The sequence below is a fragment of the Defluviimonas sp. D31 genome (assembly GCF_033436765.1).
GTDB lineage: Bacteria > Pseudomonadota > Alphaproteobacteria > Rhodobacterales > Rhodobacteraceae > Albidovulum.
Genome location: NZ_JAWQFN010000005.1, coordinates 74207 through 94009, shown reverse-complemented (window position 1 = coordinate 94009; position 19803 = coordinate 74207). Strand labels below are relative to the sequence as shown.

At 67.7% G+C, this 19803-nt stretch carries 17 protein-coding genes; 9 read left to right on the top strand and 8 right to left on the bottom strand.

Features of this window, described 5'->3' with window-relative positions:
- Positions 1–5: 5 nt before the first annotated feature.
- Positions 6–653 carry a maleylacetoacetate isomerase gene (gene maiA, locus R5H32_RS11035; RefSeq protein ID WP_318338738.1) on the bottom strand — a complete coding sequence of 216 codons (648 nt, stop codon included), beginning with the start codon at positions 651–653 and terminating at the stop codon, positions 6–8.
- Positions 650–2002, bottom strand: a complete 1353-nt coding sequence (gene hmgA / locus R5H32_RS11030; protein WP_318338737.1) for a homogentisate 1,2-dioxygenase — start codon at positions 2000–2002, stop codon at positions 650–652. The genes maiA and hmgA overlap by 4 nt, the downstream gene beginning before the upstream one ends.
- Positions 2003–2091: 89 nt before the next feature.
- Here hmgA and R5H32_RS11025 point away from each other — a divergent pair, with 89 nt between their 5' ends.
- Positions 2092–2532, top strand: coding sequence for a MarR family winged helix-turn-helix transcriptional regulator (locus tag R5H32_RS11025; protein WP_318338736.1), 441 nt, complete (start codon positions 2092–2094; stop codon positions 2530–2532).
- 9 nt (positions 2533–2541) lie between these two features.
- On the opposite strand, the gene R5H32_RS11020 is transcribed toward R5H32_RS11025, so the two are convergent.
- The 3 genes from R5H32_RS11020 to R5H32_RS11010 form a co-directional block, all read right to left on the bottom strand.
- On the bottom strand, positions 2542–5673 hold the full coding sequence (locus R5H32_RS11020; protein ID WP_318338735.1) for an efflux RND transporter permease subunit: 3132 nt from the start codon (positions 5671–5673) through the stop codon (positions 2542–2544).
- Positions 5674–5677: 4 nt separating this feature from the next.
- Entirely contained in the window at positions 5678–6796 is a 1119-nt protein-coding gene (locus R5H32_RS11015) for an efflux RND transporter periplasmic adaptor subunit (RefSeq protein WP_318338734.1), read from the bottom strand.
- 113 nt (positions 6797–6909) lie between these two features.
- Positions 6910–7812, bottom strand: coding sequence for a LysR family transcriptional regulator (locus R5H32_RS11010; RefSeq protein ID WP_318338733.1), 903 nt, complete (start codon positions 7810–7812; stop codon positions 6910–6912).
- 92 nt (positions 7813–7904) lie between these two features.
- Between R5H32_RS11010 and R5H32_RS11005 the strand changes: the two genes are divergently transcribed.
- The 8 genes from R5H32_RS11005 to R5H32_RS10970 all read left to right on the top strand — a co-directional run bounded on the left by R5H32_RS11005 (position 7905) and on the right by R5H32_RS10970 (position 16984).
- On the top strand, positions 7905–9356 hold the full coding sequence (locus R5H32_RS11005) for an aldehyde dehydrogenase family protein (RefSeq protein ID WP_318338732.1): 1452 nt from the start codon (positions 7905–7907) through the stop codon (positions 9354–9356).
- On the top strand, positions 9353–10339 hold the full coding sequence (locus tag R5H32_RS11000; protein WP_318338731.1) for a membrane dipeptidase: 987 nt from the start codon (positions 9353–9355) through the stop codon (positions 10337–10339). The genes R5H32_RS11005 and R5H32_RS11000 overlap by 4 nt, the downstream gene beginning before the upstream one ends.
- Positions 10340–10403: 64 nt before the next feature.
- A complete protein-coding gene (locus R5H32_RS10995) occupies positions 10404–11951 on the top strand; it encodes a BCCT family transporter (protein ID WP_318338730.1) in 1548 nt (515 codons plus the stop codon).
- 51 nt (positions 11952–12002) lie between these two features.
- A complete protein-coding gene (locus tag R5H32_RS10990) occupies positions 12003–13682 on the top strand; it encodes a hypothetical protein (RefSeq protein ID WP_318338729.1) in 1680 nt (559 codons plus the stop codon).
- The gene (locus tag R5H32_RS10985) at positions 13679–14362 is read left to right on the top strand and encodes a DUF3726 domain-containing protein (RefSeq protein ID WP_318338728.1); all 684 of its coding nucleotides are present in this window, start codon (positions 13679–13681) and stop codon (positions 14360–14362) included. Before R5H32_RS10990 ends, R5H32_RS10985 begins: the two co-directional genes overlap by 4 nt.
- A gap of 74 nt (positions 14363–14436) precedes the next feature.
- Entirely contained in the window at positions 14437–15204 is a 768-nt protein-coding gene (locus R5H32_RS10980; protein WP_318338727.1) for an allophanate hydrolase subunit 1, read from the top strand.
- Positions 15201–16229, top strand: a complete 1029-nt coding sequence (locus R5H32_RS10975; RefSeq protein ID WP_318338726.1) for a biotin-dependent carboxyltransferase family protein — start codon at positions 15201–15203, stop codon at positions 16227–16229. The genes R5H32_RS10980 and R5H32_RS10975 overlap by 4 nt, the downstream gene beginning before the upstream one ends.
- Positions 16226–16984 (top strand): 5-oxoprolinase subunit PxpA, encoded by a 759-nt coding sequence (locus R5H32_RS10970; RefSeq protein WP_318338725.1) that lies wholly within the window; start codon positions 16226–16228, stop codon positions 16982–16984. Before R5H32_RS10975 ends, R5H32_RS10970 begins: the two co-directional genes overlap by 4 nt.
- 12 nt (positions 16985–16996) lie before the next feature.
- Here the strand turns inward: R5H32_RS10970 and rfbA are convergent, their stop codons facing one another.
- The 3 genes from rfbA to rfbB are packed head-to-tail and all read right to left on the bottom strand — an operon-like array spanning position 16997 to position 19802.
- Positions 16997–17902 carry a glucose-1-phosphate thymidylyltransferase RfbA gene (gene rfbA / locus R5H32_RS10965; protein ID WP_318338724.1) on the bottom strand — a complete coding sequence of 302 codons (906 nt, stop codon included), beginning with the start codon at positions 17900–17902 and terminating at the stop codon, positions 16997–16999.
- Positions 17899–18768 (bottom strand): dTDP-4-dehydrorhamnose reductase, encoded by an 870-nt coding sequence (gene rfbD / locus R5H32_RS10960; RefSeq protein WP_318338723.1) that lies wholly within the window; start codon positions 18766–18768, stop codon positions 17899–17901. Before rfbD ends, rfbA begins: the two co-directional genes overlap by 4 nt.
- Complete coding sequence (rfbB, locus tag R5H32_RS10955; RefSeq protein ID WP_318338722.1) at positions 18765–19802, bottom strand: dTDP-glucose 4,6-dehydratase; 1038 nt, start codon at positions 19800–19802, stop codon at positions 18765–18767. The genes rfbD and rfbB overlap by 4 nt, the downstream gene beginning before the upstream one ends.
- Between the last annotated feature and the right edge of the window lies 1 nt (position 19803).

Here is a 19803-nt window from a genome sequence, read left to right as displayed (position 1 = left end):
TGTCCTCAAGTTTGCGGGGCGTCCGGCTGCACCTCGGGCGCGGCCTTGGCGAAGGCGGGAAGGGCGCGGGCCGCGGCGTCAATTGCCACGAGACGCGGGTAGGGGCCAAGGTCGAGGCCCCAGCGGCGGGCGTTGTACATCTGAGCGACGAGGCAGATGTCGGCGAGAGACGGGGCGTCGGTGACGGCGAATGGCATGTCCGGCTCGACCATGCCTTCGAGCGCGTCAAAGCCGAGCCGCATCCAGTGCCGCATCCAGTCGGCCTTGGCCTCGGCGCCCGCGCCGAAGCGGTGTTCAAGCTCCTGCATGACGCGAAGATTGTTGACCGGGTGGATGTCCATGGCAATGAGATAGGCCGCCGCGAGGATGCGCGCGCGCGAGGTATGATCGGCGGGCAGGAGTCGCGGCATGGGATGCGTCGCCTCCAGCCAGTCGACGATCGCCAGCGACTGGGTGAGCGCGGTGCCATCATCCAATACCAGCGTCGGCAACAGTTGGGCGGGGTTGAGCGCCACATAGTCGGGCGCGTGCTGCGCGCCGCCGCCCGCGACCAGATCGACGGGGATCAGCTCATGGTCGATCCCCTTGAGGTTCAGCGCAATCCGGACCCGGTAGGCGGCGGTTGAGCGCCAGTAGGAGTAAAGCCGCATCATTTCACGCCGGGCGTTCCGTCGAACTTCTTCTCCAGAGAGGTCCAGCAGTCGATGTAATCGTCCTGCAGCGGCGCCTCCTTCGCGGCGAATTCGGTCAGGTGCTGGGGAAAGCGCGTCTCGAACATGAAGGACATGGTGTTGTCGAGCTTTTCCGGCCCGAGATCGGCGTTCGAGGCGCCCTCGAAGGCGTTCAGGTCCGGCCCGTGCGGCAGCATCATGTTGTGAAGGCTCATGCCGCCCGGAATGAAGCCCTTCGGCTTGGCGTCATAGACGCCGTAGATGTTGCCCATCAGTTCGGACATGACGTTCTTGTGGTACCAGGGCGGGCGGAAGGTGTTTTCCGCCACCATCCAGCGTTCGCGGAAGAGCACGAAGTCGATATTCGCGGTGCCTGCGACGCCGGATGGCGCGGTTAGAACCGTGAAGATCGACGGATCCGGGTGGTCGAAGAGGATCGCGCCGACCGGGCAGTAGGTGCGCAGGTCGTATTTGCAAGGCGCGTAGTTGCCGTGCCAGGCGACGACGTCCAGGGGACTGTGGCCGATCTTCGTCTCGTGGAACTGGCCGCACCACTTGACCGTGACGGTCGAGGGCACCTCGCGGTCCTCGAAGGCCGCCACCGGGGTCTTGAAGTCGCGCCGGTTGGCCATGCAGTTGGCGCCGATCGGGCCGCGGCCGGGCAGCTCGAACTTCTGGCCGTAGTTCTCGCAGACGAAGCCGCGCGCCGGACCGTCGAGCAGCTCCACCCGGTAAAGGAGTCCGCGCGGCAGGATGGCGATCTCCTGCGGACCGAGGTCGATCACGCCAAGCTCGGTCGCGAAGCGCAGCCGTCCCTCCTGCGGCACGACCAGAAGCTCGCTGTCGGCCGAGTAGAAATAGGCGTCCTCCATCGAGGCGGTGACGAGGTATATATGACTCGCCATGCCGACTTGCGTGTTCACGTCGCCCGCCGTGGTCATCGTCCGCATGCCGGTGAGCCAGGTGAGCGCCTCGCCCGCATGCGGCACCGGATCCCAGCGGTACTGGCCGAGCGAGATCACGTCGTGGGCGACATGCGGCGCAGTCTTCCAGTACGGGAGCTCGATCTTCTCATAGCGGCCCGAATGCTTGACGGAGGGGCGGATGCGATAGCACCAGGTGCGTTCATTCTGGTGCGAGGGTGCCGTGAAGGCGGTGCCGGTGAGCTGTTCGCCGTAAAGCCCGTAATTGCATTTCTGGGGGCTGTTCATGCCCTGCGGCAGCGCGCCGGGAAGTGCCTCGGTCTCGAAATCATTGCCGAAGCCCGGCATGTAGTTCGCGTCGACCACCACGTCCTTCATGCTGGTGTTGGCTTGTATCTGGCCGTCCATGGCTCATCCTCCGACTCGAGATATGGTTGCGTTTGTAACGGTTGCGACAACAACAATCAAGCGTTACACAGGAAGGGAAGGAGGAGCCTATGGCGGAAACGCAGTTCGATCTGGAGGGCTTCCTGCCCTATCTCCTCAATCAGGCGGCCGAGGCGGCCGGACGGGAGTTCGCGGCAGCCTACCGTGGCCGCTACGGCATGACCCGGACCCAGTGGCGTGTGCTCGCGCATCTCGGCCGGTTCGGCGCGCTCACGGCGACCGAGATCTGCCGGCGAGCGATGGAGGAGAAAACCGGCGTGTCGCGCGCGGTTCAGGCGCTGGAGGAGCGCGGCTGGCTTGTACGCGATGCCTTGGCCGAGGACCGCCGCGCCGAGGCTCTGTCGCTGACGCCCGCGGGGCACGACGCCTACCAGGCCCTTGCCGCCGAGGCGATCCGGTTCGATGCCCTGCTCAGGTCGCGGCTCGGCGAGGAGCGTGCGGCCGGCCTCGCGGAGGTGCTGACGGCCCTCATCGGGGCGGCGCGCGACTGAAGCCGCGCGTCACTCCGCCGGGTTCGCCTGAGCTTTCCGCAGCCCGAACCAGCGCCGCTTGGGCTTCGGCTTGTCGACGCCGGGCCGCCCCATGCCGCGCGAGGTCAGCATCAGGAGCGACGGCGTCACCACCAGCGTCAGGATCGTCGCGAAGGCGAGGCCGAAGACGATGGCCGATGAGAGCGCGATCCACCATTGCGTCGAGGGCGCTCCGAACGTCGTCTCGTGGCTCAGAATCTCGAGGTTGAAGCTGAAGGCGATCGGGAACACGCCAAGGATCGCGGTCACGGCGGTCAGCACGACGGGCCGCGCGCGTTCGTGACAGGTCTCGAGGATCGCCTCGACCTTCTCCATCCCCTCGCGGCGGAGGTTGTCGTAGGTGTCGATCAGCACGATGTTGTTGTTCACCACGACGCCCGCGAGCGCGATGATCCCGATCCCGGTCATGATGATGTTGTAGGGCTGGCCCATGATCATCAGGCCGAGGAAGACACCGATCGTCGACATGATGACGGCGGAGAAGATCAGCCCGACCGAGATGAAGCGGTTGAACTGCGCCAGAAGCACCACGAAGATCAGGAACAGCGCGGCGAGGAACGCCTTGCCGAGGAAGGACATCGCGGCGGCCTGTTCCTCATCCTCGCCGGCAAGCTGCCAGCGGATTCCGTTCTTCTCCAAATCCGAGGCGGCGAGCTTTTCCGTGATCGCCTTGCGGATCGGGTCTGCCTGCACGCCCTCACGAATGCCGGCCTGCACCGTCACTGTACGGCGTCCGTCGATCCGGGTCAGTGTGCCGGTCGTCGGGACCGCCTTGCGGGTGACGAAATTGGCGATCGGGACCGGACCTTCCGCGGTCTCGACCCGAAGCTGATCGAGCGAGGAGATGGTGCGCTGACCGGGCGGCAGGCGCAGGACGATGTCGACGGCGTCATCACTGCCGGCGGGGCGGAAGTCCGAGAGTTTCAACCCGTCGGTCACGAGCTGCACGACCGCACCCACTCCGCCGGGAGAGACGCCATAGCGCGCGGCCGCGGCGCGGTCGACGCGGATCTCCCAGTCGATCCCGGGGGGCGGCAGGCCGTTGTCGATGTCGATGATATCGGGCGTCTTGGCCAGTTCGTCGGCGATCTGCCGCGCCGCCTCGTTGAGCCCGGCGGGATTGGACGCCGAAAGCCGGATCTGGATTGCCTTGCCGGTCGGCGGGCCGGCGTCGGGAACCGAGACTTCGACCTCGACGCCGGGGATGCCCAACATCTCCTCGCGCAGGTCGGCGAGGATGGCGTTCGCGTTCTTGCGTTCGCGCCAGTCGATGAATTCGTACTGGATCACACCCACCACGTCCGCGGCTATGGTGCCGCCCATGGCGTTGCCGCTCGACTGTCCGGCGCGGGTGTAGACGGTCTTGATGCCCGGCCAGCCGAGAATGCGCCTTTCGGCCTCGCGGGTCAGCGCGTCCTTCTCCTCGATCGAGAGGTTGCCGCGGGCATGGACGTAAAGGAGGCCGTAATCGGGCTCCACGTCGGGGAAGAACTCCACTCCCTTGCCGAGCGTGCCATAGGCATAGGGCACTGCGATCAGCGCGGCGACAGCAGTGACGGTGACAAGCTTCGGATGGCGGATCGCGCGGGCCACGAAGCGCATGTAGAGGCTGTCGCGGGACCGATCCTCCTCCTTCACCGGGCGTGCGATGATCGCGCCGAGGGTCGGCGCGAAGAGGAGCGCGTAGACGAGCGAGGCCGAAAGCGTCGCGATCAGCGTGATCGGCATGTACTTCATGAACTCGCCGACGATGCCCGGCCAAAAGAGAAGCGGCGAGAAGGCCGCGACGCGGGTCGCGGTGGCCGCGATCACGGGGCCCGCCATCTTGCGCGAGGCGAGCGAGAAGGCCTCGCGCTTGTCCATACCCTCGGCCATCCGGCGCTCGGCGTATTCGGTGACGATGATGGCGTCGTCGACGAGCATGCCCACCGCGAGGATCAGGCTGAAGAGGACGACGATGTTCACCGTCAGCCCGGCTAGCTGCAAACCGAGGATGCCGATCAGGAACGAGGCCGGGATCGCGAGGCCGATGAGCAGCGAGGCGCGGCCCGAGAGCGCATAGAGGATCACGATGAAGACGAGGATCACCGCCGTCAGCACCGAGTTCTGAAGATCGGCGAGCATCTGCCGGATCGTCGTCGACTTGTCCTGGCTGAACGAGACTTCCGTGCCTGGTGGCAGGGTTTTCTGGAACTCCTCGGTGACCTTCTTCACCGCGTCGACGGTTTCCACGAGGTTCGAGCCGATGCGCTTCGACACTTCGATCGCGATCGCGGGCTTGCCGTCGAGCCGGGTGATCGTCTCGGGATCCTTGTGGGTTGTGCGGATCGCGGCAAGGTCGCGGACCCGCACGGTCGCATTTCCGTTGGTGATGACCGGCAGGTCGGCCACATCCTCCACCGTCTCGATCAGGGACGGCACCTTTATCGCGAAGCGCCCCTCTGCGCCTTCGAGTGCGCCCGCGGCGATCAGCTGGTTGTTGGCGGCGACGCCCGCGGTCAGCATATCGGGGCGGAGTACATAGGACGACAGTTTCGCGGGGTCGATGATGACCTCCACGAGATCGTCGCGCACCCCTTGAAGGGCGGCGTCGAGGACGCCCGGAATCTCTTCGATCCGGTCGCGCAGTTCGCGCCCCGCCTTCGCCAGGATCCGTTCGGGCACGTCGCCCGCGAGCGAGACGACCAGAACCGGGAACTCGGAGATGTTCACCTCGGAGACGGAGGGTTCGTCGGCACCGTCCGGCAGGTCGCGCTTCGCTTCGGACACCTTCGAACGTACGTCTTCGAGCGCCTTGTTGAGATCCGCGCCGGCCTGGAACTCCATCAGCACGTTGCCGCCGCCCTCGTAGGCGGAAGCGGTCAACTCCTTGATCCCGGAGATGGTCTTGAGCGCCGTCTCCATCGGCCGCAGGAGCAGCCGTTCGCTGTCCTCGGGCGAGATGCCCTGGTAGCCGAGGCTCACATAGATGATCGGGATCTGGATGTCCGGCTCGGCTTCCTTCGGGATGGCGATATAGGCCTGGATGCCGGCGAGCATCAGGAAGATCAGCACCGAGATCGTCAGCCGCGCGTTGCGGATCGCGGTATCGACGAGGTTCATCGGATTACTCTCCGGCCGCGAGGAGCTTGGCGTCCTTGACGCGGACCTTCTCGCCGTCGCGGACAAAATCCTGGCCCGATACGACGATCCGGACACCTTCGGGTATGCCTGCCAGCACCAGCCCTTCGGGCGTGTCGTCGATCAGCTCGACCGAGGCGAAGGCGGCGATATCGTCGGAACCGACGACGCGGAGGCCGAGTTCCCCCTCGGCCGACAGGGTGATCACCGAACGCGGCACGATCACCGCGCGTTCGGGTCGGGTGTAGAGGCTGACTTCGGCGGTCATGCCCGAGGGCACCGCGCGATCGGGATTGGGCAGCGCGATCTCGACCGGGAAGGTGCGGGTCTGGGAGGACGCCTCGCGCGCGACATGGCGGACAACCCCTTCGAGCCGCTTGCCGCCGACGAGGCGAATGTCGGCTTGGTCGCCGACGCCGACGAAGCCGATGTCGACCTCGCTGACTTCGGCCCGCACAACGATCGGGTCGAGCGCGAGAACGGTCGCGATCGGGGTGCCGGTCTGCACCCATTCGCCAAGCTCTACCTCGACCTTGTCGACAACGCCGGTGAAGGGCGCATAGAGGTTCAGACGATCGGCGGCGGCTTCCGCCTGGCTCAGCATGGCCTCGGCGGCGGCCTTCTCGGCGCGGACCTTGATCAGCTGCAGTTCGGCGGTGTTGCCAGTCTTGAAGAGCTTCTCGGCCACCTCGAGTTCCTGCGCGCGCTGGGCGAGCGTCGCTTCCGCGGTCTTGACCGTGGCGGTGATGTCGGCGCCCTCGATGCGCATCACGGCCTCGTCGGCATCGACCTCGTCGCCCTGGGCGATCCCGAGTTCCGAGATCACGCCGTCCGCCCGCGCCGCGAGAACGGCGCGCTTGTCGGCGCCGGTCACGCCGGAGATTCGGATCTCGCGGGCATGTTCGACGAAATCAGGGGTGATCGCGGCAACGGTGCGCAGCGCCGCGTCGGGATCGTCGGACACGGTGCCACCAGCGGGCGCGGGCTGGGCTGCGTGCGCCTCTTCGCTGCCGACGGAGGAAAACTTGCCGGTGCCGACCCACGCGGCGGCGGCAACCAGAACTAGAATGGCCGTAATCTTGTGGCCCTTGAAATGCAAAGCCATGCTGAAGAAGTCCTGAACGTTTCTGGCATGGGCGCGGCCCCGACCGTCGATGAGAGGGTCGAGGCAATGCACCTGTCCATGACACCCATTATCTGGCAACTGAACGGTGAAGTTCAATATGTTGTCGCGAGATTTCGCGGCTGGCCGGAATCTGACGTAGCGGCAGCGGCCACCAGCGCGGAGCGGAACGCCGCGGCGGCCGGGCTGAGCTGGCGCCGCGCGTTGGCAAGCACCAGGAGCCGGCGCTCGGCGACGGGGTCCTCCGGGGCGAGGAACGCAATGCCGGGCGGTTCGGAATCCATGACGCGACCGGGCAGGACCGTGGCGCCGAGGCCACGCCGCACGAAGGCCAGAAGTGCGGTCGTGTTGCGCGCCTCGAGCGTGCCGGTCGCGGCAAGTTCGCTGACGACCGGATGATCGACGAGCGCGCAGAGCGGGTTGGAGATCAAGGTCTCGCGCGAAAGGCATGCCCAACTCGGCGGGCCGTCGAGAATCGGGCTGCCGTCGCGGCAGACGATGCCGAGCCGGTCGGTCAGGAGCACTTCCCCCTCGACGCCCGCGCCGGGCGCGGCCGAGGCGATGCCGAGGTCGGCCTCGTCGAACTGCAACCGGCGATGTACCGAGGCGCTGTCGACGTCGCTGATCTCAAGCCGCACGTCCGGCCTTTCGCGCCGGAAGGCGGTGATCGCGGCGGGCAGGAGCGTGAGCGCGGCCGAAGGCACCGCCGCGACCCGCACCGTGCCCGCTGTCGAGCGGGCGTGGCGGGCGATTGCTTCGGCCGACCGGTCGAAGGCGTCCAATGCGCGGTCGCATTCCTCGAGCACCCGCAGGCCGAGTGGCGTGAGCCGGTTCTTGCGCTCGGTCTCGAACAAGGCCGCGCCGATATGGTCCTCGAACTGCGCCAGCATCATCGACACCGCCGAGGGCGTGCGCCCGAGCGTCTCGGCCGCGGCGGCGAGCGTGCCGTCCTGCGCGACGGTGCGGAAGCAACGCATCATGTCGATCTTCACTGCCATATTCAGATTATCTGAAATAAGCTTCAAAAATTCAAGATTGTTTGAAGCTTTTGTGACGCTTAGTACGGGGGCAGTCGAAAAGGGGGATCGCCATGACGCAACAGACAGGTCTTTACATCGCGGGACGCTGGCAGGCGGGCGAGAGCGAGATCGAGAACCGCAACCCCTCCGACGTCTCCGACCTGATCGGGCTTTACGCGCAGGCGAGCGCCGCGCAGCTTGACGAGGCGCTCGCGGCCGCGCGCAAGGCGCAACCGCTCTGGTGGGCGGCGGGTATCCAGAAGCGCCACGACGTCCTGATGGCGATCGGCACCGAGCTGATGGCGCGGTCGGCCGAGATCGGCGAGATGGTGGCGCGCGAGGAAGGCAAGCCGCTCGCGGAAGGCAAGGGTGAGGTTTACCGCGCCGGCCAGTTCTTCACCTATTTCGCGGCGGAAGTGCTGCGCAACCAGGGCGACCTTGCTGAAAGCGTGCGCCCCGGCATCGAGATCGACGTGCGCCGCGAGCCGGTTGGCGTCGTCGCCATCGTCAGCCCCTGGAACTTCCCCGTCGCCACACCGGCCTGGAAGATCGCGCCGGCGCTCGCCTTCGGCAACGCGGTCGTGTGGAAGCCCGCGAACCTGACGCCTGCCTCGGCGGTGATGCTGACCGATGTGATCGCGAAGCAGGACATACCGGCTGGCCTCTTCAACCTCGTCACCGGCTCGGGCCGCTCGGTCGGCCAGCGGCTGGTGGAGGCGCGCGGCGTCGATGCGATCAGCTTCACCGGTTCGGTTCCGGTCGGGCGCGGCATCGCGGCTTCGGCCATGGCCAACATGACCAAGTTGCAGATGGAGATGGGCTCGAAGAACCCGATGCTCGTCATGGACGACGCCGATCTCGACCTTGCCGTGGCCCATGCCTCGGGCGCGGCCTTCGGCGGCACGGGTCAGAAATGCACCGCCGCCTCGCGGCTCATCGTCCACGAGAAGATCCACGATGCCTTCGTCGAGAAGCTGGTGAAGGCCGCCGAGGCCTTCAAGGTCGGCCATGCGCTCGAAGCCGGAACCCAGATCGGGCCGGTCGTCAGCGAAGGCCAGCTGAATCAGAACCTCGACTTTGTCGCCATCGGCAAGTCCGAGGGCGCCGAGCTTCTGACCGGCGGCGACCGCCTCGACCGCGCGACCGAGGGCTACTACATGGCGCCGACGGTCTTTGCCGGTACCCGCAACGACATGCGCGTCAACCGCGAGGAGATGTTCGCGCCGATCACCTGCGTGATGAAGGCGGGCTCCTACGGCGAGGCGCTTGCCATCGCCAATGACAGCGAGTTCGGCCTGACGGCCGGGATCATGACCCGCTCGCTGTCGCGCGCGAGCCACTTCCGCGCCAACATGCGGGCGGGCTGTGTGATGGTGAACCTGCCCACCGCCGGCACCGACTACCACGTTCCCTTCGGCGGGCGCGGCGCGTCCTCCTTCGGCCCGCGCGAGCAGGGCCGTTACGCGGCCGAGTTCTACACCACGGTGAAGACCGCCTATGTGGCGGCGGGCAGCCCGGAATGAGCGTGCTGATCGACGGTCTGCAATACGCCAACTGGTCGGAGAAGATCTTCCGCCAGATGCGCGAGGGCGGTGTCGATGCGGTCCATGTGACCATCACCTATCACGAGAACTTCCGTGAGACGGTGCTGCAGATCGAGAAGTGGAACCGTTTCTTCGAGCGGTTCCCCGATCTGATCTTCCAGGGCTTCACCGCCGAGGACGTGACGAAGGCGCGCGAGACCGGGCGGACGGCGATCTTCTTCGGCTCGCAGAACCCCTCGATGATCGAGGATGACATCGGGCTCGTCGAGGTCCTTCACCGGCTCGGGCTGCGCTTCATGCAGCTCACGTACAACAACCAGTCGCTGCTCGCGACCGGCTGTTACGAGAAGGACGACACCGGTCTCACCCGCATGGGCCGCGAGGTCGTCGAAGAGATGAACCGGGTGGGCATGGTCGTCGACATGAGCCATTCGGGCGAGCGTTCGACGCTCGAGGCCATCGAGTTCTCCTCCCGGCCCATCGCCATCACTCACGCGAACCCTGCCAGCTGGCACAAGGCCCTGAGGAACAAGTCCGAGACTGTCCTGAAGGCGCTTGGGCAAAGCGGCGGGATGCTCGGATTCTCGGTCTATCCCCACCACCTGCAGGGCGGCAGCGGCTGCACGCTGGAAAGCTTCTGCGAGATGATCGCGCGCACCGCGGATGTGATGGGAACAGACCGCATCGGCATCGGCACCGACCTTTGCCAGGACCAGCCCGACAGCATCGTCGAATGGATGCGGGTCGGACGCTGGACCAAGAAGATCGACTACGGCGAGGGCAGCGCCTCGGCGCCGGGCTTCCCGCCGATGCCGGGCTGGTTCCACGACAACCGCGATTTCGGGACGATTTCCGGTGGTTTGAGAGCGGTCGGCATGTCCGAGGCCGAGGTGGCCCGGGTCATGGGCGGCAACTGGATGAGGTTCTTCGGGGAAAGCTTCGGCCCGGCGACGGGCGGCTAGACACGATGGGGGAGGGCCGCCTCCAGGGGCGGCCGGGGACAGACACGCTTCAGGGAGGAAACGCATGAGCGATGTCACGGCAACCGGCGGGGCGCGGAGCGCCAGCCGAATCGACAGGCCGCTCTTCGCGGCCACGGGCGGGTTCATCCTGCTCTTCTGCGCTCTGGCGCTCTTCGATCTCGAGGCGCTGTCGGCCGCCGTCGACTGGGGCTTCGCGGTCTCGGCGAAGTATTTCGGCCTCTACTGGCAGGTCTTGCTGCTCGCGACCTTCGTGATCAGCCTCGTCCTCTGCGTCCTGCCGGGCGGCAAGGCGATCCTCGGACAGCGCGCGACGCCGGAATTCACCTATTTCCAGTGGGCCTCTATGATCATGTGCACGCTCCTCGCGGGCGGCGGCGTGTTCTGGGCCGCGGGCGAGCCGATCGCCCATTTCCTGTCGAACCCGCCGCTCTTCGGCGATCTCAGCGCCGATCCGGCGCGCCGCGCCGAGGTGGCGCTGGCGCAGTCCTACCTGCACTGGGGCTTCCTCGCCTGGGCGATCCTCGGCTCGCTGACCACCGTCATGCTGATGCATTACCACTATGACAAGGGGCTGCCGCTCGCGCCGCGGACGCTCCTTTACCCGGTCTTCGGCGACAAGGCGATCAACGGGCCGATCGGGCTCATCGCCGACGCGACCTCGGTGATCGCGGTCGTCGCGGGCACGGTCGGACCGATCGGCTTCCTCGGGCTCCAGGTCTCCTACGGGCTCGGCGCGCTCTTCGGGCTGCCGGACGGGCTTGCGATGCAGACGATCATCATCGTCGCGCTCGCCGGGATCTACACGCTCTCGGCGGTCTCGGGGCTTTCGAAGGGCATCCAGCTCCTGTCGAAGATCAACGTGGTGCTGGCTGCCGCACTCCTGATCTTCATGCTGGTCTTCGGGCCGACCGGGGCCATCTTCTCCGGCTTCTTCAACGGCATGGGAACCTATCTCTCGAACTTCGTCGGCATGTCGATGTATCGCGGCGATGCCGGTCTCTTCGGCGAGCCGGGCTGGCTCGGCTGGTGGACCGTGTTCTTCTGGGGCTGGTTCCTCGGTTACGGACCCCTGATGGCGATCTTCGTCGCCAAGGTCAGCCGTGGGCGTTCGATCCGCCAGGTCGTGCTGATGCTCTCGATCGTGGCGCCCCTGATCACCAACTTCTGGTTCACGATCATCGGCGGCACCGGCATCACGCTCGAACTCGCGACGCCGGGCGTCATCTCGGGACCGTTCGAGGGCTTCAACCTGCCCGCGGGGCTTCTGGCGATCACCCAGGCGATGCCGATGGGCTTCATCCTGTCGCTCCTGTTCCTGGTGCTCACGCTGATCTTCGTGGCCACGACCGGCGACTCGATGAGCTTCGTCGTCGCGACTACCATGTCGAAGGACGAAACCCCGCCCGCCACCCTTCGCGTGTTCTGGGGCCTCGCGATGGCGGTGATGGCGGTGGTGCTGATCTCGACCGGATCGGGCGGCATCGGCAAACTGCAGAGCTTCATCGTCGTCACCGCGGTGCCGGTGTCTCTGATCCTGCTGCCCTCGCTCTGGGACGCGCTTCGGATCACGCTGGCGCTGGGGCGGAAATGATATCATCGGTCCGGGCGGAACTCGCCCGGACCCCACCCAAGGGAGGAGAGAATGACCGTCACTGCGAAGGATGCCGCCGGAAATGTCGCGAGCTTTCGCCGCGACCCCGCCGAGGTGATGCGGCTCGCGCGCATGGGCAGCGCCCATCCGACACGGCTCTCGTTCCTACGGGTTCTCCTCCGGCGCATGCGCGACGAGGGCTGGCGCTTCGACCGCCCGGTCTGGGAGATGGACGCCAAGGGCGTCGGCCGCGCCGTCTACCGCGCGATCGGGCCCGAGCGGACCTACTCGCTCGTCGCCTTCGCGCATGACCTGCCGGCGGACATGCGTTCCGACCGGGTGATCGCCACTGCCTGGGACGCGACCTTCGCGCTCTTCGACGGCACGCCCACGACGGCCGATCTCGACCGGCTTCAGGCCAATGTGCCCTTGCAGGAAGCCGGGCGCATCGCTGAAAGCGAGCTGTCGCTCAGCCGCGCCAACCGGTCGGTCCGGCTTTTCGATCATATCGTATCCCGGCTCGCCGAGGGCGAGCAGCCCGACGCGGCCGAAATCGACGCCGTGGGCTACCTTATGCGGACGACGGCGGTCTACGGCTCGGGCAAGTTCGGCGCGGCGGACCGCTCGGTCCTCGCGTGGCGGCCCGAGATGAAGGGGCCGTTCCAGGCCGAGATGTTGTCGGTCTGGCTGACGCGCGCCTTCACGGTCGACCTCGTCGAACATCTCGCCGCCCAGAAGGGCGGGACGAAGGCGGCGCGGCTTGCGCCCGACCTGCGCCGCCGGCTCGGGGTCGGCAATTCGACCGGGCTCGGCATGGCGCCGTTCCTGATCCGTCACCCGATGCTTCTGAACAACTGGGTCGCGGCGCGCGAAGAGGCTCTGGCGCGGGTGCGCGCGCAGGAGAGCGCCGGCGCGGCCGAGGTCGCGGGCCTGCGCGCCGCGCTCGATGCGGCGCGGGCCAACCACGCGCATTGGCGCAGCGAGCACCCGATCCAGATCGAGAAGCTCGCCGATCTCGGCGGCGATCTCGACCGGATCGGCGATTATCTGGAAAACTGGCCGGGCGCGGGCGCCCGTCCCTGGGACGCGCTCTGGTGCTGGGGAGCGGAGACGCTCACGCTCGAGGGCCAGGAGGCGCTTCTGGCGATGATGCTGGAGCCGCATGGCGCGCTCATCGACGGCCTTGCAGATTGCATGGACGCCGAGGAAGGCACGATCCACCGCATCGACGGGGCGATGTCCGCCTCCGCGACGCGGGCGGCGCTGGCCAGGCATTACGGCTGGGCAATCGACACCGACTATGCCGACCGGAGCCAGATCGCGCGGTTCTGGTATGTCTCGGAGGAAAAGCTCGAACCCCGCCTCGGTGAACGGTTCGAGGAGGACGGGGCCGAGCGCGAGCTTCCGCTCTGCACCGGCTGGCTCGCTACCGACATGGCGCGTGCGCTCGATGGCTGGAAGGGCGAAGACAGTCTGGCGGCCTTCCTCCTTGCCCATCCCGAACACCGCTTCATGGCGCGGCGGCTGCAGATGGCGATGCGGCACCCCTATGCCGAGATCCGCGACAACCTGATCGCGTCCGACATGCTGCCGATCGACCTTCTGCGCTGCAAGCTCGCCTATTTCGGGGCGACCCATTTCGACCCGCGCTCGGACCGCTGGGTGCGGATCGCGCTCTGTCAGGGGATGCCTTATCCCGACGAGATGACGAAGGAAGGAGAGCGGGCATGAGCGAGATCGCGAACGATCCCACCCAGGCCGGGGTGGCGGTTCCCGAAACGGGCGGTGCAAGGCTGACGCTGCCCGAGATTCAGAGCCTCTGCTTCAAGGCGGCGCGCGGCGCCGGCATGGAATGGGGGCTGGCCGAGGAGGCCGCCTTCGCCGCGCGCTGGCTCGCGGCGGCGGGGCTGCCGGGGCCGGAGCGGCTTGGCGCCCGTCTTCAGGCCGGGGGCGTCGCGGCCCCGGAGATCGGCTCGGGCGTCTGGCGTGGCCGCGCCGGTGGCGCGCTCTGCCCGATCGCGGCAGGCGCGGCACTTTCCGACCGGGCCGGCAACGTCGCGCCGGAGCTGCGGCTGGAACGGCTCGCCTGGCCGGTGCTGATCCTGCCGTTCCTGTCGCTGGTCGCTGAGGGCTGCGGCAAGTCCGTGGCGCTCAGCTGGCCCGGCGGCCGGGTGACGGTCGGGCCGGACGGGCCGGGGACGGGCGCCGATCTGGAGGCGCTGGCCGGGCTCGCCGAGGCGACAGTCGAGATCGCCGGTGCCGCGGGCGCTACGTCGGTCGCGCGCCAGTCCGGGCGCTGGCTCTCGCATGACGACTGGGCGCTTCTCGACGGCTTCGCGCTCCGCACGACGGTGCCGGCCTCCGAGAAGTCGCGCGCGGGCGCCGGGGCGGGCAATCTCGACAACGACTGAGCGGCCCTTGCCGTCGGCGTCGGGTTGCGGTGAACTGGGCCGGGACCAACCGATCCGGGAGCGCCGTTCGCTTGATGCCTGACGCCGAAACCGCAATCCGGTCGCCAGACGCGGCCTATCCGCGGTTGGCCACGATGGGGCTGACCGGGCTTCTGGTGAGCTTCGCCGGCCGGCTCGACGAGCGCGCGAACCGCGCGGCCCTCGCCTTCCGCGCGGCGGTCGAGGCCGAGGGCTGGGCCGGTATCGAGGAAACGGCGGCCTCGCTTGCCTCGGTCTTCCTGCGGTTCGATCCATACGAGACCGACCTTGCCGCGATCGAAGCCCGGCTTCGGGCGCTGCTCAACAGCCGCGACTGGTATGCGGCTGGCCTGCCCGCGGGGCGGCGGCTCTGGCGAATTCCGACCGTCTTCGGCGGCGAGGACGGGCCGCAGCTTGCCGAGGCGGCGGCCCTCGCCGGACGCACGCCCGAGGAAGCGGTCGCCGAATTGACCGCCGCGCCCGTCCGGGTGCTGACGATCGGATTCGCGCCGGGCCTTCCTTACATGGGCACATTGCCCGCGCATTGGGACATCCCGCGCCAGACCGGGGTCACGCCACGCATCCCCGCAGGCGCCTTGGTCGTCGCGGTTCGCCAGCTCATCGTCTTTCCGACCGCGACGCCGACCGGCTGGCGCCATATCGGCCAGACCGGCTTTCGCGGCTTCCGGCCCCAGGCGGCAGAGCCGTTCCCGCTCCGCTCCGGCGACGAGGTTCTTTTCGTGCCCATCGCAGCCGAGGCGCTTGCCGATCTGAGTGTGGCTGACCCGGACAATGGCGGCGCGGTGGCGGAGGCGATCCCGTGAGCGCGCTCCTTATCCTTGCCGCCGGACCCGGAGTGACGTTGCAGGATCGGGGGAGGCCGGGCTACCTCGCCCAGGGACTGTCGCGCGGCGGCGCGGCCGATGCGCTGGCGCTTGCCGAGGGGGCGGCGCTCCTCGGCCAGACGGAGGATTGCGCGGCTGTCGAGATGGCGATGTCGGGCGGGACGTTCGAAGTGGAGGGCGACCTCACCATCGCGCTGACGGGTGCGCCGATGGCCGCGACGCTCGAAGGCGTTCCACTTGCCTGGAACGCGACGCACAGGCTGGGGCAGGGACAGCGGCTCGTGATCGGCGGCGCGAAGGCCGGGGTCTACGGCTATCTCCATGTCGCGGGCGGGATCGTGACGGCTCCGGTGATGGGCAGCCGCTCGGCGCATCTGACGGCCGCGCTCGGCGCGGCGGTCGGTTCCGGCGACCGGCTGCCGGTTGGCAAGGCGGGACCGGCGCGGCCGGGCGTCGGGATCGCGGTCGCGGACCGGTTCAACGGCGGCACGGTGCGGGTCGTGCCTTCCGCCCAGACTGGGCTTTTCTCCGCGGCGGAGCGCGACCGCTTCTCGGCGGCGACCTTCACCCGTGACGCACGAGGCAACCGGCAGGGGGTGCGGCTCGTCCATGATGGCGCACCGTTCGCGGCGACCGAGGGGCAGTTGTCCATCGTCTCGGAGATCATCGTGCCGGGCGACATCCAGATGACCGGCGACGGCACGCCCTATGTACTCCTGCCCGAATGCCAGACCATGGGCGGCTATCCGCGGATCGGCACCGTGGTGCCGCAGGACCTGCCGATCGTGGCGCAGGCGGCGCCGGGCACGCGGTTCCGCTTCCGCTTTGTCTCTCGCGAGGAGGCACTGGCCGACCTCCACCGGCATGGGTGCGGTGCGGCGCGCTTCAGGGGGGCGATCCGGCCGCTCCTGCGCGATCCAGGCGACATTGCCGATCTTTTGGCCTATCAACTGATCGGCGGCGTCACGGCGGGCGCCGATCTGGACGGGGAGGACGGGGCATGACGGCGACGGTCGATCTCAATTCCGACATGGGCGAGGGCTACGGGCGCTGGAGCCTCGGCGACGACGCCGCACTACTCGACATCGTAACCTCGGCCAATATCGCCTGCGGCTTTCATGCCGGCGACCCGGACGTGATGGCGCAAACCATGCGCCTCGCGGTCGAAAATAGCGTTGGGATCGGCGCGCATCCGGGTTTTCCCGATCTTCAGGGCTTTGGCCGCCGCCGGATGCATCTGCCGGGCGAAAGCCTCGCCAACGCGATCCGCTACCAGGTCGGCGCGGCGAGCGCGATGGCGAAGGCCGCGGGCGGGCGGCTCCGGCATCTGAAGCTTCATGGCGCGCTGTCGAACATGGCCTCGGAGGACGCGGCCCTCGCGCGGCTTTGCTACGCGGCTGCGCTGGAGGTGGAGCCGGATCTCGTGATCATGGTGCTCGCCGCGACGGCGATGGAGGTGGTCGTGCGCGAGATGGGCTGTCCCTACGCCGCCGAGATCTTCGCCGACCGCGCCTACGAGGACGACGCGACGCTTGTCGACCGCGCGAAACCGGGCGCGGTGATCCACGATCCGGCCCGCGCGGCGGCGCGGATGGTCGAGATGGTCCGGGCCGGCGCGATCATCGCCGAAAGTGGCAAGCGCATCCCGGCCCGGATCGACACGATCTGCCTGCACGGCGATACGCCGGAGGCGGTGGCGATCGCGCGAAAGGTGCGAAGCGCGCTTGAGGGCGCCGGGATCACCGTCGCGAGGTTCTGACGGCCGAGGACGTCACTCGGCGGCGCGGGCGAGCTCCGGGTCGGCGGCGATGCGGGCAAGGTATTTGCCGTACTGGGTCTTGAGGTAGGGCTTGGCGAGGGCCGTCAGCGTCTCGGCGTCGATCCAGCCGTTGAGGAAGGCGATCTCCTCGGGGCAACCCACCTTCAGGTTCTGACGGTCTTCGATCGTGCGGATGAACTCGGCCGCCTCCAGAAGGCTCTCGTGCGTGCCGGTATCGAGCCAGGCGAAGCCGCGGCCGAGCGTCTCGACCTTGAGGTTGCCGTCGCGGTGGTAGCCGTTGAGAAGATCGGTGATCTCCAGTTCGCCGCGGGCCGAGGGCTTGATCGCCTTGGCGCGCGTGGGCGCGGCGGCGTCGAGGAAGTATATGCCGGTCACGGCATAGGAGCTTTTCGGGATCTCGGGCTTCTCGACGATCGAGAGAACTTTGCCGTCGCGGTCGAACTCGACGACGCCGTAGCGCTCGGGATCGGAGACGCGGTAGCCGAAGACGGTGCCGCCGGAAGTCCGCTCATCGGCGGCGCGGAGCTTCGCCGACAGCCCCTCGCCGAAGAAGACGTTGTCGCCGAGCACCATTGCCGAGGGGCTGCCGTCGAGGAAGTCCTCGGCCAGGAGATAGGCCTGCGCGAGCCCGTCGGGCGAGGGCTGGACGATGTATTCGAAGCGCATCCCCCAGGCCGAGCCGTCGCCGAGAAGCGCCTGGAACTGCGGCAGGTCGCGCGGGGTGGAGATGATCGCCACCTCGCGGATGCGGGCGAGCATCAGCGCCGACAGGGGATAGTAGATCATCGGCTTGTCGTAGAGGGGCAGCATCTGCTTAGACACCGCATGGGTGATCGGGTAAAGCCGCGTGCCCGATCCGCCGGCCAGGATAATGCCCTTGCGTCCGGTGTCGCTCATGATGCTGCCTCCAGTTCCTTGATTACTTGCGACAATGCCTTGCGCCAATCCGGTTGCTCTATGCCGTAGGCTTCGCGGATGCGCGAGCAGTCGAGCGCGGAATTCTCGGGTCGTCTGGCCGGTGTCGGATAGGCCGCGCTGGGGATGCGGTTCACGACCGGTTTGCGGGGCAGCGACGAGGCCGCGAAGACCGCCTCGGCGAAGTCGGCCCAGCTGACGGTAGGCGTGCCGGCGAAGTGGAAGATGCCGTTCTGTCCCCGGCCATCGCGGAAGGCGCCGGCAATGGCCCAGAGCGCATCCGCGATATCGGCGGCGGCGGTCGGGCCGCCGCGCTGATCGTCGACGACCGAGAGCGCCTCGCGCTCGGCGCCAAGCCGCAGCATGGTCTTGACGAAGTTCTTGCCGTGAGCCGAGAACACCCAGGCGGTGCGCAGGATGACATGCGCCCCGCCGGCCGCCGCGATCCGGCGTTCGCCGTCGAGCTTGGTGGCACCGTAGACACCGAGCGGAGACGTCGCATCATCCTCGCGCCAGGGGCGGCTGCCCGATCCGTCGAAGACATAGTCGGTCGAGACATGGAGGAACGGCAGGCCCCGCGTCGCGCAGGCCGCCGCCATCGCGCCCGGTGCCTCCGCATTGACCGCCTGCGCAGTGACGCGCTCGGTCTCGGCCTGGTCGACGGCGGTGTAGGCGGCGGCGTTGATGACGATGTCGGCATCCGCGGCCGCGATGGCCTCGGCGCAGGCGGCCGGATCGGCAAGGTCGGCCTCAGCCCGCCCGAGAGCGGTCAGCGCGACGTCAGCCGGTGCCCTGCGAGCGAGTTCGATGGCCAGTTGACCGGTCGTTCCGAAGACGAGCGCCTTCATCCGGTGCCGAGCCTCTTGCCGACGCCCTCGCGGTTTTCGAGCGCGCGCCACCAGGCCTCGTTGTCGAGGAACCACCGGACCGTCTTCTCCAGCCCCTCGTCGAGCGTGACCGAGGGGCGCCAGCCGAGTTCCTCGCGGATCCGGGCCGGGTCGATCGCGTAACGCTGGTCATGGCCGGGGCGGTCGGTGACGAAGGTGATCTGCTCGGCGTAGGGCCGGTTGCCGGGGCGCTCGGCGTCGAGGATCGCGCAGATCTTCGTCACCAGTTCGAGGTTCGTCGCCTCGTTCTCGCCGCCGACATTGTAGCTGCGGCCCAGTTCACCCGTCTCGACGACCAGAAGCAACGCCTCGGCATGGTCCTCGACGTAGAGCCAGTCGCGGATGTTGTCGCCTTTCCCGTAGATCGGGATCGGCGCGCCGGAGAGCGCCTTCAGGATCACTACCGGGATGAGCTTTTCGGGGAAATGATAGGGGCCGTAGTTGTTCGAGCAGTTGGTCAGCACCACCGGCAGGCCATAGGTCTCGTGCCAGGCGCGGACGAGGTGGTCCGACGATGCCTTCGACGCCGAGTAAGGCGAACGCGGATCGTAAGGCGTGTCCTCGGTGAACTTGCCGGTCTTGCCGAGCGAGCCGAAGACCTCGTCGGTCGAGATGTGGTGGAAGCGGAAGCTTTCGGGCTTGCCCTCGACGGTCCAGTAGGCGCGTGCGGCCTCCAGCATCGTGTAGGTGCCGGTGATGTTGGTCTCGATGAAGGCCGCTGGCCCGTCGATCGAACGGTCGACATGGCTTTCGGCCGCGAGGTGCATGATCGCGTCGGGCTTGTGGCGCGCAAGGATCGTGTCGACGGCCTTGCGGTCGCAGATATCGGCCCGCTCGAAGACGTAGGCCGGGCTGTCGGCCACCTCGGCGACGTTCGAAAGGCTGCCGGCATAGGTCAGCTTGTCGAGATTGACCACGGAATGGCCGGCGCGGATCGCATGGCGCACAACCGCCGAGCCGATGAAGCCGGCGCCGCCGGTCACGAGAATTTTCATC

Coding starts and splice junctions, on each gene's coding strand:
- maiA (WP_318338738.1), bottom strand. CDS start 653: ATGATGCGGCTTTACTCCTACTGGCGCTCAACCGCCGCCTACCGGGTC.
- hmgA (WP_318338737.1), bottom strand. CDS start 2,002: ATGGACGGCCAGATACAAGCCAACACCAGCATGAAGGACGTGGTGGTC.
- R5H32_RS11025 (WP_318338736.1), top strand. CDS start 2,092: ATGGCGGAAACGCAGTTCGATCTGGAGGGCTTCCTGCCCTATCTCCTC.
- R5H32_RS11020 (WP_318338735.1), bottom strand. CDS start 5,673: ATGAACCTCGTCGATACCGCGATCCGCAACGCGCGGCTGACGATCTCG.
- R5H32_RS11015 (WP_318338734.1), bottom strand. CDS start 6,796: ATGGCTTTGCATTTCAAGGGCCACAAGATTACGGCCATTCTAGTTCTG.
- R5H32_RS11010 (WP_318338733.1), bottom strand. CDS start 7,812: ATGGCAGTGAAGATCGACATGATGCGTTGCTTCCGCACCGTCGCGCAG.
- R5H32_RS11005 (WP_318338732.1), top strand. CDS start 7,905: ATGACGCAACAGACAGGTCTTTACATCGCGGGACGCTGGCAGGCGGGC.
- R5H32_RS11000 (WP_318338731.1), top strand. CDS start 9,353: ATGAGCGTGCTGATCGACGGTCTGCAATACGCCAACTGGTCGGAGAAG.
- R5H32_RS10995 (WP_318338730.1), top strand. CDS start 10,404: ATGAGCGATGTCACGGCAACCGGCGGGGCGCGGAGCGCCAGCCGAATC.
- R5H32_RS10990 (WP_318338729.1), top strand. CDS start 12,003: ATGACCGTCACTGCGAAGGATGCCGCCGGAAATGTCGCGAGCTTTCGC.
- R5H32_RS10985 (WP_318338728.1), top strand. CDS start 13,679: ATGAGCGAGATCGCGAACGATCCCACCCAGGCCGGGGTGGCGGTTCCC.
- R5H32_RS10980 (WP_318338727.1), top strand. CDS start 14,437: ATGCCTGACGCCGAAACCGCAATCCGGTCGCCAGACGCGGCCTATCCG.
- R5H32_RS10970 (WP_318338725.1), top strand. CDS start 16,226: ATGACGGCGACGGTCGATCTCAATTCCGACATGGGCGAGGGCTACGGG.
- rfbA (WP_318338724.1), bottom strand. CDS start 17,902: ATGAGCGACACCGGACGCAAGGGCATTATCCTGGCCGGCGGATCGGGC.
- rfbD (WP_318338723.1), bottom strand. CDS start 18,768: ATGAAGGCGCTCGTCTTCGGAACGACCGGTCAACTGGCCATCGAACTC.
- rfbB (WP_318338722.1), bottom strand. CDS start 19,802: ATGAAAATTCTCGTGACCGGCGGCGCCGGCTTCATCGGCTCGGCGGTT.